16 protein-coding genes and 1 pseudogene are annotated in these 15174 nt (G+C 65.9%); 15 read left to right on the forward strand and 2 right to left on the reverse strand.

What is annotated here, in order from left to right; genetic code table 11:
• Positions 1-40 precede the first annotated feature (40 nt).
• The 7 genes from A5758_RS01045 to A5758_RS01075 all read left to right on the forward strand — a co-directional run bounded on the left by A5758_RS01045 (position 41) and on the right by A5758_RS01075 (position 6325).
• Positions 41-640, forward strand: a complete 600-nt coding sequence (locus tag A5758_RS01045; RefSeq protein ID WP_067735277.1) for a TetR family transcriptional regulator — start codon at positions 41-43, stop codon at positions 638-640.
• A gap of 90 nt (positions 641-730) precedes the next feature.
• Entirely contained in the window at positions 731-1369 is a 639-nt protein-coding gene (locus tag A5758_RS01050; protein WP_231987200.1) for a M15 family metallopeptidase, read from the forward strand.
• 55 nt (positions 1370-1424) lie between these two features.
• Positions 1425-2237, forward strand: a complete 813-nt coding sequence (locus A5758_RS01055; protein WP_067735283.1) for a class I SAM-dependent methyltransferase — start codon at positions 1425-1427, stop codon at positions 2235-2237.
• Positions 2238-2347: 110 nt separating this feature from the next.
• Positions 2348-3925 (forward strand): methylmalonyl-CoA mutase family protein, encoded by a 1578-nt coding sequence (locus tag A5758_RS01060; protein ID WP_067202952.1) that lies wholly within the window; start codon positions 2348-2350, stop codon positions 3923-3925.
• Positions 3925-4350 carry a cobalamin-dependent protein gene (locus A5758_RS01065; RefSeq protein ID WP_067202949.1) on the forward strand — a complete coding sequence of 142 codons (426 nt, stop codon included), beginning with the start codon at positions 3925-3927 and terminating at the stop codon, positions 4348-4350. Before A5758_RS01060 ends, A5758_RS01065 begins: the two co-directional genes overlap by 1 nt.
• The gene (locus A5758_RS01070) at positions 4335-5291 is read left to right on the forward strand and encodes an LLM class F420-dependent oxidoreductase (protein WP_067202947.1); all 957 of its coding nucleotides are present in this window, start codon (positions 4335-4337) and stop codon (positions 5289-5291) included. The genes A5758_RS01065 and A5758_RS01070 overlap by 16 nt, the downstream gene beginning before the upstream one ends.
• On the forward strand, positions 5288-6325 hold the full coding sequence (locus A5758_RS01075) for a CaiB/BaiF CoA-transferase family protein (protein WP_067735286.1): 1038 nt from the start codon (positions 5288-5290) through the stop codon (positions 6323-6325). Before A5758_RS01070 ends, A5758_RS01075 begins: the two co-directional genes overlap by 4 nt.
• 26 nt (positions 6326-6351) lie before the next feature.
• Here the strand turns inward: A5758_RS01075 and A5758_RS01080 are convergent, their stop codons facing one another.
• Positions 6352-7257, reverse strand: a complete 906-nt coding sequence (locus A5758_RS01080) for a LysR family transcriptional regulator (RefSeq protein ID WP_067202942.1) — start codon at positions 7255-7257, stop codon at positions 6352-6354.
• 167 nt (positions 7258-7424) lie between these two features.
• On the opposite strand from A5758_RS01080, the gene A5758_RS01085 reads away from it, so the two are divergent.
• Together A5758_RS01085 and A5758_RS01090 are read left to right on the forward strand one after the other, a co-directional pair.
• A complete protein-coding gene (locus A5758_RS01085) occupies positions 7425-8318 on the forward strand; it encodes an SDR family oxidoreductase (RefSeq protein WP_067203154.1) in 894 nt (297 codons plus the stop codon).
• 53 nt (positions 8319-8371) lie between these two features.
• Positions 8372-9220, forward strand: a complete 849-nt coding sequence (locus A5758_RS01090; RefSeq protein ID WP_082939543.1) for an LLM class flavin-dependent oxidoreductase — start codon at positions 8372-8374, stop codon at positions 9218-9220.
• Here A5758_RS01090 and A5758_RS01095 read toward each other — a convergent pair whose 3' ends face one another.
• Positions 9221-9829 carry a TetR/AcrR family transcriptional regulator gene (locus A5758_RS01095; RefSeq protein WP_067203152.1) on the reverse strand — a complete coding sequence of 203 codons (609 nt, stop codon included), beginning with the start codon at positions 9827-9829 and terminating at the stop codon, positions 9221-9223.
• Between the two features lie 290 nt (positions 9830-10119).
• Here A5758_RS01095 and A5758_RS01100 point away from each other — a divergent pair, with 290 nt between their 5' ends.
• The 6 genes and pseudogenes from A5758_RS01100 to A5758_RS01125 all read left to right on the forward strand — a co-directional run bounded on the left by A5758_RS01100 (position 10120) and on the right by A5758_RS01125 (position 15121).
• Positions 10120-11499 carry an SRPBCC family protein gene (locus A5758_RS01100; RefSeq protein WP_067735293.1) on the forward strand — a complete coding sequence of 460 codons (1380 nt, stop codon included), beginning with the start codon at positions 10120-10122 and terminating at the stop codon, positions 11497-11499.
• Positions 11496-12020 (forward strand): hypothetical protein, encoded by a 525-nt coding sequence (locus A5758_RS01105; RefSeq protein ID WP_067735296.1) that lies wholly within the window; start codon positions 11496-11498, stop codon positions 12018-12020. The genes A5758_RS01100 and A5758_RS01105 overlap by 4 nt, the downstream gene beginning before the upstream one ends.
• Complete coding sequence (locus A5758_RS01110; RefSeq protein ID WP_082939523.1) at positions 12017-12490, forward strand: hypothetical protein; 474 nt, start codon at positions 12017-12019, stop codon at positions 12488-12490. Before A5758_RS01105 ends, A5758_RS01110 begins: the two co-directional genes overlap by 4 nt.
• A 77-nt stretch (positions 12491-12567) precedes the next feature.
• Positions 12568-13762: pseudogene (locus A5758_RS01115) on the forward strand (cytochrome P450).
• A gap of 4 nt (positions 13763-13766) precedes the next feature.
• Positions 13767-14522, forward strand: coding sequence for an SDR family NAD(P)-dependent oxidoreductase (locus A5758_RS01120; RefSeq protein WP_067202930.1), 756 nt, complete (start codon positions 13767-13769; stop codon positions 14520-14522).
• Positions 14519-15121: a carboxymuconolactone decarboxylase family protein gene (locus A5758_RS01125; RefSeq protein WP_067202927.1), complete on the forward strand. Its 603-nt coding sequence runs from the start codon at positions 14519-14521 to the stop codon at positions 15119-15121. Before A5758_RS01120 ends, A5758_RS01125 begins: the two co-directional genes overlap by 4 nt.
• Positions 15122-15174 lie beyond the last annotated feature (53 nt).

The raw sequence follows: 15174 nt of genomic DNA on the forward strand, positions 1-15174 counted from the left end.
TAGTCTCAACGCAAGATGAAACTTCGGGTATGGTGGGACGGTGCCGCAGCGATCGATCACCCCCGGCCCGCGCGACGAGCGCGGCGTGCTGGCGGCGCGCATCCTGGCCGCTGCCCGCGACGAATTCGCCGAACATGGCTGGGCCGGCACGGCCATCCGTGCCGTCGCCCGGACCGCGGACGTCGACCCGGCGCTGATCTATCACTATTTCGGCTCCAAGGAGGGTTTGCTCGATGCCGCCACCACGCCGCCGCAGAAGTGGCTCGATGCGGTGGCCGCGACGTGGGCGACGCCCAAGGCCGACCTGGGTCGGCAATTGATCCGCACCGTGCTGGACACCTGGACCGATGAGGAAGTCGGGCCGATCCTGCGGGCGGTGGTGCTGACCGCCGCCCATGAAGACAAGACCCGAGACAAGCTGCGGCTGATCGTCGAACGCGGACTGATCGGCGGTTCCACGCTGGGCGCAGACGAGGACGAACGATTGCGGCGCAGCGGCTTGATCGCCACCCAGCTGATCGGCTTCGCATTATTGCGCTACGTCTGGAGGATGGAGCCGATCGCGTCGATGCCCGAGGACGAGGTGGTGGCGGCGATGGCGCCGAACTTGCAACGCTACGTCGAGGGCGACATCTCCTAGCAGATAACGCGACTCGGCGCGGCCAACCGCGACAATGACCAGATGCGTCACTTGCGCTCCGCCCTTGCGCTAGCGGTCGCGGTCTCCGGGATGGGGACCGCCCACGCGAGTCCCGATGTCCCGCCGGTAAGCGATGCGGCGCGCGCGGCGGGATTCGTCGACGTCCGCAGCGTCGTCTCGGACGCCGTCATCGACCTGCGCTACGCGACGACCAACAACTTCACGCACACACAGCTGTACCCCTCCGACGCCCGATGCCTGGTGCATCAATCGATGGCCCCCGGGCTGGCGGCGGCCGCCACGGCGCTGCGCCCGCAGGGGCACCTGCTCGTGTTCTGGGACTGCTACCGGCCCCACGACGTCCAGGTCAAGATGTTCAACGTCGTGCCCAACCCGGCGTGGGTCGCCCGGCCCGGGCAGTATGCGCACAGCCACGAGTCGGGGCGCTCAGTCGACGTGACGTTGACGACGACTCAGCAGCCTTGCGCGTCCGGGCTGCACGCGGACGGGCTCTGCTTGGCCGACATGGGCACCGACTTCGATGATTTCTCTTCGCGCGCAAACGCTTTCGCAACTCAGGGGGTCAGCACAGACGCGCAGGCGAACCGGGCGGCGCTGCGGGACGCCATGAAGTACGGCGGGCTCGCCCCGTACTCCGGGGAGTGGTGGCACTTCGATGGTCCCGGCGCCGCGGTCGACCGCCCGATCCTCAACGTTCCAGTGGATTAGTCTCATATCGTGAGATAGTGGTTCCATATTATGGATTACCGGCTACGCTTCAGGCATGACCGACGAACGCGGGGCCACCTACACCCACGGGCACCACGAGTCGGTGCTCCGCAGCCACCAGCGGCGCACCGCGGAGGACTCGGCGGCGTACCTGCTGCCCCACCTGAAGTCCGGCTCGTCGGTGCTGGATATCGGCTGCGGGCCCGGGACGATCACCGCTGACCTGGCCGCCCGCGTCGCACCGGGACAGGTGACGGCCGTCGACCAGTCGGCCGACGTGCTTGATGTCGCCCGCACCGAGGTCCAGCAGCGTGGCCTGTCGAACGTGTCGTTCGCGACCGCCGACGTGCACCGGCTCGACTTTCCGGACGGCGCATTCGACATCGTGCACGCACACCAGGTGCTGCAACATATCGCCGACCCGGTAGGGGCACTGCGGGAGATGAAACGGGTGTGCGCACCCGGCGGTGTCGTGGCGGTCCGGGACGCCGACTACGCGGGATTCATCTGGTTCCCGCAGTTGCCGGCGCTGGAGCTGTGGCGCGAGCTGTACCAGCGCGCCGCTCGTGCGAACCGCGGCGAACCCGATGCGGGGCGGCGGTTGCTGTCTTGGGCCCAGCAGGCGGGCTTCGCCGACGTGACGCCGACGGGCAGCGTGTGGTGCTACGCGACGCCGGCGACGCGCGAATGGTGGGGTGGCATGTGGGCCGATCGGATACTGCACTCGCGGGTCGCGCAAGACCTGCTGGATCTGGCTCTGGCCACGGCGGCGCAACTCGAGGAGATCTCCGCGGCGTGGCGCGCATGGGCCGCGGCGCCCGATGGCTGGCTGTCGATCCCACACGGCGAAATTCTCTGCCGGCCATAGGCGGGTCAAAGCCCGATCGGGGCCCCGGAACACCGCCGATCTGCGCTTGTTTCCCCAGCTCAGGTATGTGGTATTGGCATTCTCTTTTTTTGCAAGTACGTTATTCATCGATGGATAACGCTGCTCAGACACCATCCGGCATTCCGCTTGCGCCGGTGTACGGCCCGGGGGACGTTAAGGCGTCGCCTCCGGCGCCCGGTGAGTTCCCGTTCACCCGGGGTAACTTCGCGTCCGGCTACCGCGGCAAGCTCTGGACCTTCAGGCAGTACTCGGGATTCGGCACCGCCGAGGAATCCAACCGCCGGTACCGCTACCTGCTGGAGCAAGGCGGGACCGGGCTGTCGGTCGCGCTGGACCTGCCGACGCAGTGCGGATACGACTCCGACGATCCCGAGTTCGGCGAGGAGGTCGGCCGGGTCGGCGTCGCGGTGGATACCCTGGCCGACTTCGAGATCCTGTTCGACGGCATTCCGTTGGACAAGCTCAGCACGAGCATGACGATCAACGGGACGGCGGCGATCCTGCTGGCGTTCTACGTCGCCGCGGCCGAGAAAAAAGGGATACCGCGGGCGAAGCTCACCGGGACCATCCAGAACGACATCCTCAAGGAGTACGCGTCCCGCGGCACGTGGATTTGGCCGCCGGAGCCGTCGCTGCGGCTGATTGCCGACACCATCGAATTCTGCGCGGCCGAGGTGCCGCGATTCAACGCGATTTCGGTGGCGGGCGCGCACTTTCGCGACGCTGGGGCCAACGCGGTGCAAGAGATGGCGTTCACCCTGGCCGACGGGGTGACCTACTGCGACACCGTGGTGGAACGCGGCCGGATGACCATCGACCAGTTCGCACCGCAGATCTCGTTCTTCTTCTACACCCATGGGGACTTCTTCGAGGAGATCGCCAAATACCGAGCGGGGCGGAGGCGTTGGGCAACGATCGTGCAGGACCGTTACGGGGCGACGACGGCCAAGGCGGCGATGTTCCGCTTCGGCTGCGTGTGTGGTGGCGCATCGCTGTACGCGCCGCAGGCCCACAACAACATCGTTCGGGTGGCCTACGAGGCGATGGCCGCGGTGCTGGGCGGCGTCCAGTCGATGTTCACCGCGGCCTGGGATGAGCCGTTCGCCTTGCCCACCGAGGAAACCACGACACTGGCTCTGCGCACCCAGCAGATCCTGGCCCACGAGACCGGCGTGGCCAGCGTCGCGGACCCGCTCGGCGGCTCCTACTTTGTCGAGGCGCTGACCGACGCCACCGAGGCTCGCATCATCGAGATCATGGATGACCTGGAGCGGCACGGCGGAATGGTCCATGCCATCGAGGACGGCTACCTGCAGGGCCTGATCGCCGACGAGGCCTACCGGGTGCATCAGGACATCGAATCCGGTGCCCGGCCCGTCGTCGGGGTCAACCGGTTCGTCACCGAGGAGCCCGAACCGGATGTCGTGACGTACGAACTGGACGCCGAGGGCCGCGATCTCCAGCTCAAGCGACTCTCGAAGGTGAAGGCCGAAAGGGATTCGGCCGCTGTCAAATCCAGTCTCGCGGCACTATCGCGGGCCGCCGAAGGAGACGACAATCTGATGCACAGGCTGGTCGACTGCGCCAACGCATACTGCACGGTCGGTGAAATGGTCTCCGCGCTCAAGGCGGTGTGGGGCGAATTCCAGCAACCGGTGGTGTTCTAGTGGCCGCCCGGATTCTGGTCGCCAAGCCGGGCCTGGACGGACACGACCGCGGCGCCAAGATCGTCGCCCGCACGCTGCGCGATGCCGGCTTCGAGGTGATCTACACCGGCATCCGGCAGCGCATCGAGGACATCGCTTCGATCGCCGTACAGGAGGACGTGGCGGTCGTCGGCCTGAGCATCCTGTCCGGTGCTCACCTGGCGCTCACCGCGCGCACCGTCGAGGCACTGCGTGCCGCCGACGCCGCGGACATCGCGGTCGTGGTCGGGGGAACGATCCCGCACGCCGACGTGCCCAAGCTGCTTGCCACCGGTGCCGCCGCGGTATTCCCGACCGGGACATCGCTCGATGTCCTCGTGCGTGAGATCCGCGCATTGACCGGCACCCCCGAACCCGTTGTGGAGGATCAGTGCGCGTCGGAGTAATGATCGGCGCCGAACGTGGCGACATGGCCCGCAAGGTGGACAAGCTGGCCTCGGACATCGAATGGGCCGAATCCGCGGGCCTGGACACCGCATGGATGCCGCAGGTGCCCGACGACTTCGACTGCCTGACCATGGTGTCGCTGATGGCCGCGCACAGCTCGCGCATCGAGCTGGGCACCGCGGTGGTGCCGCTGCAGGCCCAGCATCCGATCGCCCTTGCCCGCCAAGCGCTCTCGACGCACGCCGTGGCCGGCGGACGGTTGGCGCTGGGTATCGGACCGTCGCACCACTGGATCATCCGGGACATGCTCGGCCTCCCGTATGAGAAGCCGGCCGCCTACACCCGCGACTACCTGCAGGTGCTCAACGCCGCAATCGCCGGACCGGGACCGGTTGACGTCGAAAATGATTCGTTCACGGTGCACAATCCGCTGGCGATCGGGGCCGATACCCCGATGCCGGTTCTGGTCGCTGCGTTGGGGCCGGTGATGCTGCAGATCGCCGGTGAACTCGCCGACGGCACCGTGTTGTGGATGGCCGACGAGCGGGCCATCGGTGACCACATCGCACCCAAGATCACCAAGGCCGCCGCGGATGCCGGGCGGCCCGCACCGCGAATCGTCGCGGGCATCCCGGTATGCCTCTGCGCGCCTGGGCAAGTCGACGAAGCCAAGGAGCGGGCAAACCGCATCTTGGGCGAGGCCGAGGTGTCGCCCAACTACCAGCGCCTGCTCGAACGCGGCGACGCCCGCGATGTCGGCGATCTGTGCGCGGCCGGCGACCCGGAGGCAATTCTTACCCGGATGCGCCGTTTCGCCGATGCCGGCGTCACCGATCTGTCGGTGCGGCTGCTGCCCATCGGCGACAACCGTGACGAGCTCGTCGCCTCCAAACGGCGGACACGCGAGATGATAGCCTCGCTCGCAACGGAATTGCGTTGACGCCGACATCCGCCGCACCGCTCGAGGGGATACGCATCCTCGAGGTCGGTACCATGCTGGCGGGCCCGTACGCCACGATGTTGCTCGCCGACCTGGGCGCCGAGGTCACCAAGATCGAGCCCCGCGGCGGGGAGATCTCGCGCGGGGTAGGGCCCAGCTATTTCGCCAGCCTCAACCGCAACAAAGCCAGCATCTGTCTGGACCTCAACTCCGAAATGGGACAGCAACGGCTGGGTGAGCTGGTAGCGGAATCCCATGCGCTGCTGGTGAACCTGAAGCCGTCGGCGATCCGCCGGCTGGGCTTGACCTATGAGCAGCTGGGCCGGTACAACGAGCGGATCGTCTGCGTGGCGATCACGGGGTTCGGCCTGCACGGCGGCGACGATCCCGCTTTCGACTACGTGGTGCAGGCGGGCTTCGGGATCGCCGCACTGACCGGTGACCCGGATGGCCCGCCGACGCTGCCCGGTTACTCCTCGGCCGACAACTCCACCGGAATGTCTGCGGCCCTGGGACTGTTGGCCAAAATCGTCTCCGGCACCGGCGGGCAAGTGGACGTCTCGCTGCGCGACGTCATGCTGTCGCAGCTCAACTATCACGCCTCCGCCTACCTCAACGAGGGTGTCGAACCACAGCGAAGGCCCTACGGTGCCCATTCGTATTATGTTCCGGCGCAACTCTTCCCGACCGCCGACGGGTATCTGGCGCTGTTCATCACGCACGACGGCTTCTGGAAATCGTTCGCGACCGAGGCGGGTATCGGCGGCTTCGAGACGATGGCCGAACGGGTGTCCCGCCGTGACGAGGTGCTCGCGGTGGTCACCGCAATGCTGGCGACCGACACCGCCGCCGATTGGGAACGTAGGCTGCGTCCACTGGGGGTACCGGCGGCTGCGGTCAGGACGCTGCCCGAGGCGCTAGAAGCGACCCCCGAAATCGTTGTGGCTGCGGGCGATTTCCGCCTCGTCGGGAGTCCGATCCACGTTTCGGGTTACGAGCCCGAGTACCGGCCACCGCCTGAGCTGAGCGAATAGGCCGCTCCGGAGCCTGCCGGCGGCGACTACGCCTTGACCGGGCCCGTGAGGTGCGCCTCGGCGAGCTTGCGGAAGGCCGCTACCAACCGGCCGCGGTCCCCGGCACGAGTCGCCAAAACCACATGGCAGGGCTCGACGCCTTGCAGCGGGACCGTCGTGATGTCGGGCCGCAGGGCACTGCCGTGGAAGCCGGCCGTGATGGCAACCGCCTGCCCGGAGGCGATGACTTCGAACTTGTCCTCGAGTGCGTCGATGAATGGTCCATCGGGCGCGCGCCGACCGCCGGGCCTAGGATCGATCCGCCAATAGGCACTCCACGCCGGGTCGGAGTTCCGCACGCGCGGCATGGGCTCGTCGGCGATGTCGTCGAGTGTCACGAAATCCCGGCCCGCAAGGGGGTGGTCGACGGATAGCGCCAGCACTCGCGGCTCGTCGTAGAGGATAGTCACGTGCAGCCCGTCGGTCGGAAACGGTAGCCGGGTTACTACCGCGTCCACCCGATGGCCGAGCAAGGCATCAAGGGCCTCGCCCCAATTCAGGTGTGAGACTTGCACTTCAGCGTCCGGGTGCTCGCGGCGCATCTCGCGCACCGCCGGAGTGACGATCATGCCCGTCGTGTACCCGATCGTGATGCGGCTCGGTTCGGCGGCGGCCCGGGCCTGCGCGGCCGCTTGCGCGGCCGAGCGCAGCAGCGCCTTGGCCCTGGGCAGGAACACCTCGCCGGCCCCCGTGAGCCCAGTGCCCTGCGGTGTGCGATCGAGCAGCCGGACCCCGAGCTGCTGCTCGAGGCGGCGGATCTGCCTGCTCAGCGACGGCTGCGCGACTCGCAGCGCGTTCGCGGCACGACCGAAGTGCCGCTGCTCGGCCACGACCACGAAGTATCCGACCAGTCGCAGGTCCAGGTCGATCACCTGCGATGCAGATTCGGTCATGCCGAACAGTGTAACCGTCAAGAAGCCCGCTCCGCGCTCTGGTTTACCGGCTGAAGTGCCGTGATGCGTCTTTGGTATCGCGCCATCCGGAATAGGTCTTGGACGTCTGGCCCGGCTTGGTCATTGACTGGATACCGCGAAAGTCAACGCAAGTGAAGGGACCACCCATGCATGTCTTTGTGACCGGCGCGACCGGACACATCGGTTCGGCAGTCGTCGACGAACTCTTGAAGGCCGGGCATCACGTCACCGGCCTGGCCCGCTCCGACGAGTCCGCCGCGGCGCTCGTGGCCAAGGGCGTCGGCGTGCACCGGGGCGACCTCGACGACCCCGACGGCCTGCGGGCCGCCGCTGCTGCGTCCGACGGTGTCATCCACCTCGCCTTCCGGCACGATTTCGACGACTTCGCGGCCGCCGCCGAGACGGATCTCCGCGCCGTGCAAGCGATAGGCGAAGAACTTGTGGGGTCCGACCGGCCGTTGGTCAGCACGTCGGGGACGCTCCTGCTCTCGCTCTTGGGGCAGGGCGGACTCGGAACCGAACAGGACACGGTGCCCGGCGGACCGCGGGCCGACTCGGAGAACGCCGTGATCGCGCTGGCCGAACGCGGTGTGCGATCGTCGGTCGTTCGCCTATCCCCGCTGGTGCACAGCAACTTGGATCATCACGGCTTCACCAACCACCTGATCGACACCGCCCGCGACACCGGGGTGTCGGGCTACATCGGTGACGGCGCCAACCGCTGGCCCGCGGTGCACACGCTCGACGCCGCGCACCTCTACCGGCTGGCTCTCGAAAACGCGCCCGCGGGAACGCGTTTGCACGGGGTGGCCGATGAGGGTGTGTCGCTCCGCGACATCGCCGCCGTGATCGGCCGTCATCTGGGTCTGCCCGCAGTGAGCATTCCGGCCGAAGAAGCCGGCCATTTCGGGTTCCTCGCGCTTTTCGCCGCCTTGGACAACCCGACGTCGAATGCACTGACGCAGAAGGTGCTCGACTGGCACCCCGAGCACGCAGGGTTGATCGAGGACCTCGACGCCGGCCATTACTTCGGCGAGTGAGCGACGCCGTGGCTGGATTTGTGGTCGATGAAGCACGAAAGGTGCTGGGGCCGATGGGCGTTTGCTTGCCGGCCTCATTCACCAGCTCGCCGTCCATTGAGATGCAACGAGAGGCGGTTGGCCGGCTGGAGCGGGCCGGATACCGCACCGTATGGACCAACGAGGTCATCGGTAAGGACGCCTTGGTACAACTCGCCACACTGCTGGCCGACAGTGAGCGGGTGGTGTTCGGCACCTGTATCGCCAACATCTGGGCTCGGGCGGCCCAGACCATGCATTCCGCGGCCGCCCAACTGGCACAGGCGTATCCGGGCCGCATCGTGCTCGGACTCGGCGTGGGTTATCCCCAGCAGGCAACCAGCGTCGGCCAACAGTTCGGCAGCGCGCTGGTCACGATGCGCGACTACCTGGACCGGATGTACCGCCCGACCTGGCCACCGGCACCCGATGCGACTTACGCCCGCATCGTCGCCGCGAACGGCCCGAAAATGCTTGCGCTGGCGGGCGAACTCGCCGATGGGGCGTTTCCGGCTGGACTGCCACCGGTTTTCACCGCGCGGGCCCGGCGGTTGCTCGGACCGGGCAAGCTTCTGGTCGTCGGGATGTCTGTGGCCCGCGACAGCCAGGCCGCGCGGGAGGCGGTGTCGGCCCGGCTCGGCGCGCCCTCTTATGCGGCTCGGCTGGCGGAGCTCGGTTACTCGGCCGGCGACATCGAAGGGGTGAGCGACCGGCTGGTCAATGCGCTTGTCGCTCACGGCGATCCGGCGGATATCGCGGCCAGCGCCTACGAGCACCTGACTGCGGGCGCGGACCACGTCACGCTGCTACCGCCCATCGGTGGCGAGTTCGCCACGAGCATCGAACAACTCGAACAGCTGGGCCCCGCGCTGGCCGAACTCTAGTTACGACGAGTCACCGGCGGGCACAACCGCCGACACCACCAGCTGCAGATACGGGCGGTAGAGATTCACTCCGTCGAGTTGGCTGCCGAGGGTGACGCCGTCGTTGACGGCAAGGATGACGCGGGCCAGCGCATCGGCCGGCATCGTGAGCGACGCCCCCAGTCTGGCTACGTTTTTGGCGATGAAATCGGCCAGCGAGCGGACGGTCTCCAATCGCTGTGCGGCGAGCCGGTCGCGGGCCTCCGGGCTTCGCAGCAAGAACAACGTGAGTTCGTAGTTGAGCGCGGCACGGTTCGGGTCGTTGCTGGCTTGGCTCCACCGCTCGGCGAGTTCGTCGATATCGATGTCGCCGAGCCGATGGAAGGACTGGATGACCTCGGTGAAGCCGTCGAGAAACCGCTGCCGTTGACGGTCAGTGACCGCAAGGAACAACTCTTCCTTCGCGCCGAAGTGGGAGTAGATCGCGCCGCGCGTGTATCCGGCCGCGTCGGCGATGTCCTCGAGCGCGGCGCCGCTCAGGCCCTTGCGCGCGAAGATCTCCTCCGCGGCATCCAACAGCAGGCCGCGGGTGTGTTCGAGGCGTCGTTCCCTCGTCCACCGTTCCGCCACCCGCTCATCCTCCCACACGGCAGCACGCCTGCGGCCCTTTTATACCGCGCGGTCTACCTAAAAGATCTGTTGCACAACAGTATTGACCGCTCGTCCACGATCCGGAACACCCTCCTACCGCCGCCACGTCTCGATCGAGTGGCCGCGGGGTGCGAGCCCCGACGTGTGACATGAGCCACTTTAATACACTTTTGTATATCTAATACAGTGATGTATATGGTGACACCCGTCACAGGACGCCGTGCCGCAGTCCGCTCGCGTCCGACTGTCGCCACGATGAGGAGATCGGCATGAGCCAAGTGACACGACCGGGGCAGTGGGTGGAGCGCGACGCAGGTGTGGGGCTCCACCAACACGACCTCGAAGCCTTCAACATGTCCATCTCGACCGACCGTTACACGTCGCGCGACTACGCCCAGCAGGAGCACGAACGCATCTGGATGCGGGTATGGCAGATCGCCGGGCGAGTCGACGAGCTTCCGAACGCGGGTGACTGGAAGCAATATCGGATCCTCAACCAATCGTTCGTGATCGTCCGCGGCAAGGACGAGAAACTGCGCGGATTCGTCAACGCCTGTCGTCATCGCGGAAACATCCTGTGCAACGCCGCCGCCGGGAACGCCAAGCGCGGCTTCCTGTGCCAGTACCACCTTTGGTCATACGACCTGGATGGCAAGCTGCGCGGGATGCTGCGGGAGAACCTCGCCGGCCCGATCGACAAGAACGAAAACTCCCTCCTGGAAGTGCCGGTCGACACCTTCGGTGGATTCATCTTCGTCAACCCGGACCCAGATGCTCAGCCGCTCAGCGACTTCCTTGGCCCCGACGTCATTGAACTGCTCACCCCATACCACCTCAACGACATGGTCACCGTGATGAATGTCCGAGAGCCCCTGGAGTGCAACTGGAAGGTCGTCATGGACGCCTTCGAAGAGGGCTACCACATCAACGGCATCCACCCGCAACTCCTCACCGTGCTCGTGATCGATCCGACGACGGCCCGATACCGGTTCTTCGAAAACCACAGCGTCGCGGTTGCTCCGTTCGAAGTGAAGGGTGCCAGTGCAGAGAAGCAGATCGAGGGCATTCTGAACCTGCCTGACACCTTTCCTTCGACCGTCGCGGTCATCCCGCGCTTCCAGGAGCTGGTCGACGAATACCGCGCGCCGGACGGCTCGGTCGAGTTTCCTGAGGGCGTCACCGCGCGCAAGCTGCTTCAGCGGGCGACCCGCGACACCCTGACCGGCATGGGTCTCGACGTCAGTGGCCTTACCGACGACCAGATGAGCGACAACCAGGGCTGGGTGCTGTTCCCCAACTACTTCATGACGATCCGCGCCGGCGAATGTCACGTCATCATGGCGGTGCCCCATCCGGACGGCGACCCGAACCGGTGCATCTGGCACGTCAGCAGTTACATGTACCTGCCGCAGGAACACCGTGACGCCTTCAGGGTCCCGCTGACCGAAGTCGAGGAGCCCGGCAGCTACAAGTACTTCGAAGCGCTGCAACAGGATTACGAGCAGATGCCACGACAGCAACTCGGACTGCGCAACAGCAGACTCGACCACATGTCGCTGGTCAGAGAGGAAGTCGTCATCGGCCACTACCACTCCGTGGTGGATCGCTACATGGCCAATGGTGCGGTGAACCGGGAGGAAGTCCAATGAACATCGACGAACGCATCGCCCACCACCGCCGGATGGCCGAGGCTTACCGCGACGCCTACCTGCGCCAGGGAGTCCAGGACGGCGAAGCATTCGCCGACGCTTGGAAATTCGCCGTCGACGGCATCTACGTATCGCCGTATTTCACCGGCGATCAGGTGTTCAAGTTCAGTGAGTTCCCCGAGGACACCGCACGCGCGTCGACGATGGAGGCCAAGGCCTACTCGCTGACCTTCCCGGACTGGAAACCCGCCGACTTCAAATACTGGCCGGCCGAAAACGGTGTGGTGATGAAGACCCGATGGGAAGGCCACACCAAGGACGGTGTCCGGATGGGCTTCTACTCATACAGCTTCATCGAGACCAACGAGGTGGGGGAGTTGACGCGCTGGGAGACCCACGTCAATGACGAATACAACGCCTTCTTGGACGTCGCCATCGGAGTGCATGGTCCTTTCCACGGCACCGGGGAGTACGTCGAGGCGCTCGAACGTTGCCTGGCGAAGGCCGGGGTGTCGGTGTGAAGGTGTTGCTCAAGGTCGAGGACGTCATTGGCGCGCACACCGGTCGACCGCGCGCGGTACTGCAGTACTGCAAAGTCACGAAACGTCTTGTCGACGAGGCGAAGAAGCCGGGGTTCTCGGCAGACAGTTGGGGGCCGCTGGCTGAACTGGTCGCCGTCGGCGAGTTCGAACGAGTCGGCGCCTTCAAAGAGGTGATGAACTGGCCGGACTATGTCGAATTCCTCACCAACTGGGCGACGTCGTCGAAGTGGGAGTGCTCGTTCAAACACATCACGGAGTCCGGCGGCCGGGTGTTCCTCGAGCTGGAGGAGCGCAGCGAAGTAGGCGATTTCAGCAGCGTGGTCAATTCGCTGTCGGTATACGAGTTCACCGACGATGACAGGATTCGGCACATCGACCTCTACCTGCAGATGACGCCGCCGCAACCGGAGATGTTCAAAAGCTTTGAGGGAGTGGAACTGCCGCAGTGAAGGCCGACGACATCGACACGAGGGACTTCTTCACCGACAACGAATTGCTGGCCGATCCATACGGCTATCTCGCCGCGATGCGCGAGGATTGTCCGCTGCGGCGCGAGCAACACCACGACGTGGTGATGGTCACCGGATACGACGAGGGCGTCGCGATCTACAACGACACCAAGAGGTTCTCGTCATGCATCTCGGTGACGGGCCCGTTCCCCGGGTTCCCTGTGCCGCTGGACGACCGGGGTGACGACGACATCGGCGAGCTGATCGCGGCGCGGCGTGGCGAATTGCCGTTCAACGACCAGTTGCCCACCTTCGATCCACCGGTGCACACGGCGCACCGCGCGTTGCTGTCCCGGATGATCACTCCCAAGCGGCTCAAGGAAAACGAAGAGTTCATGTGGCGCCTCGCCGATCGTCAGCTGGACTTCGCTCTGAGCGGCGAACGGTGCGAATTCATCGGGGATTTCGCCTCCCCATTCGCGATGCTGGTGATCGCGGACTTGCTGGGTGTTCCCGAGTCGGATCACGAGGAATTCCGTGCCGCGCTGCTCACCGAAGCGGGCACGATCGGTAGCAGCGAGGGTGACACCATGCGTCGTTCCCCGCTGGAATACCTCTATGGCAAGTTCACCGCCTACATCGAGGACAGGCGGCGAAATCCGCGCGGCGACGTGCTGACCGGGGTCGCGTCCGCCACCTTCCCGGACGGCAGCACGCCGGAAGTGATAGACGCGGTGCGCGTAGGCCAATCTGTTCGCGGCCGGGCAGGAAACGACGGTGCGCCTGCTCAGCGCCGCAGCGATGATGATCGCCGAAAGCGCGCAACTGCAAGACAAGTTACGGGCCAACCGCGAACTCGTTCCCGATTTCATCGAGGAGGCCTTGCGCTACGAGAGTCCGGTCCGCGGTGACTTTCGTTTGTCCAAGTGCCCGGTGGCTGTCGGCGGGGTCGACCTTCCGGCGGGCACCACCGTGATGCTCGTCAATGCGGCGCTCAACCGTGACCCCCGCAAATTCCCCGAGCCCGACGTGTTCGACATCCACCGTCCTAACGCGCGCAGTCATGTCGCGTTCGGCCGCGGTCCGCATGCCTGTCCCGGAGCGCCGCTGGCACGCACCGAGGCACGGGTCAGTCTGGAGCGAATGCTCGCCCGCACCAAGCACATTCGCATCGACGAGGAAAAGCACGGCCCTCCCGGCGACCGCCGGTACCGGTACTTGCCCACGTTCATATTGCGGGGGCTCACCCGGCTGCACATCCGATTCGAGTAGTGCGATGCCGTTTCAGGGGACAACCGCAATCGTGACCGGCGGGGCCATGGGACTGGGCTTGGCCATCACGGAGGCACTCGCCGCGCGCGGAACCAAGGTTGCGATGTTCGACGTCGCCGCCGAGTCGGTGCAGACGCAAGCGGCTCGGCTGAATCGAAACGGCGCCGACGTCAGAGGCTACGTCGTCGACGTGTCCGACCGCGCGCAGGTCGAGTCCGCGGTGTCCAAGGTCCGCACCGAGCTTGGGCCGGTGCTGATCCTGGTGAACAACGCCGGCATTGAGCAATTCGGCAAGTTCGCGGAGATCTCGGACGAGCAGTGGGACCGCGTCATGGCGGTGAACCTGCGTGGCCCGTTCATCTGCACGCAGGAGGTGCTGCCCGATATGGTCGACGCTCGATGGGGCCGCATCGTCAACATCTCGTCGTCCAGCGCCCAGGGCGGTCAGGCCCGGATGGCTGCCTACGTCAGCTCCAAGGCCGGTGTGATTGGGCTGACGAAGAGTTTGGCCTTGGAACTAGGCCCGAAGGGCATCACCGTCAACACGATTCCGCCCGGCATGGTGGTGACACCGATGCTCGAGAAGGCGATCGCCGAGGGCAGGTTTACCGCTAGCCTGGAGCACTTCGCGAGCATCACGCCAGTGCGCCGGGCCGGCCGGCCGGAGGATATCGCCAACGCGGCGGTGTTCCTCTGTCAAGACGAATCGTCGTACATCACCGGACAAGTCATCGGCGTCAACGGAGGGCGGAGAACATGACCGACGAGGACAGCGGCCTGCGGCAAACGCTGACGCCCCTGGCCGCCGACCAGTGGGGGGATGCCGAGTATTCGGCTTTCGGTGTGCTGCTGGGCATTCCGGGGGACAGGGTTCCGCGTGCCGGGTCGGGTCACGCCATGGACCCGTTGAAATTCGACATCATCGGGCTGCTCGCCCGCCATCCCGCGATGGCTCAAGCCTTCCTGACTTTCAACGGCTTCCTGTTGCGGCGCGGCGAGCTGTCGCCGCGCCTACGTGAGTTGGCGATCCTTCGTGTCGCCAACAATCGCCGCTCGGCCTTCTTCTGGGGCGAGCACGCCAGACTTGCCATCGACAGCGGTGTCCCGGAGGAGGACATCGCGAGGCTCGCCGAAGGCAACGCGGGGTTCTCCGGTGCCGACTTGCTTGTCCTGCAAGCAACCGACGAAATGCTCGCCGGCGGCCGTGTTGACGGCGGGACGTGGGAGCGGCTGGTCGCCATACTCGATACCCACGCCGCAATGGAATTGATCTTCGTCGTCGGCACATACGCCATGTTGGCCATGGCCTTCCAGACCTGGGGCCTCGCACCCCCGCCTGGCAGCGCGCCGCTGCCCTGAACCAAAAAGGCCGCCACCGCGCGAGTGTGAAGCTAGCCGCACACTCGGCGTCA

Origin of the sequence: Mycobacterium sp. 852014-50255_SCH5639931 (assembly GCF_001665605.1) — a bacterium.
GTDB classification, from domain to species: Bacteria; Actinomycetota; Actinomycetes; order Mycobacteriales; family Mycobacteriaceae; genus Mycobacterium; species Mycobacterium paraffinicum.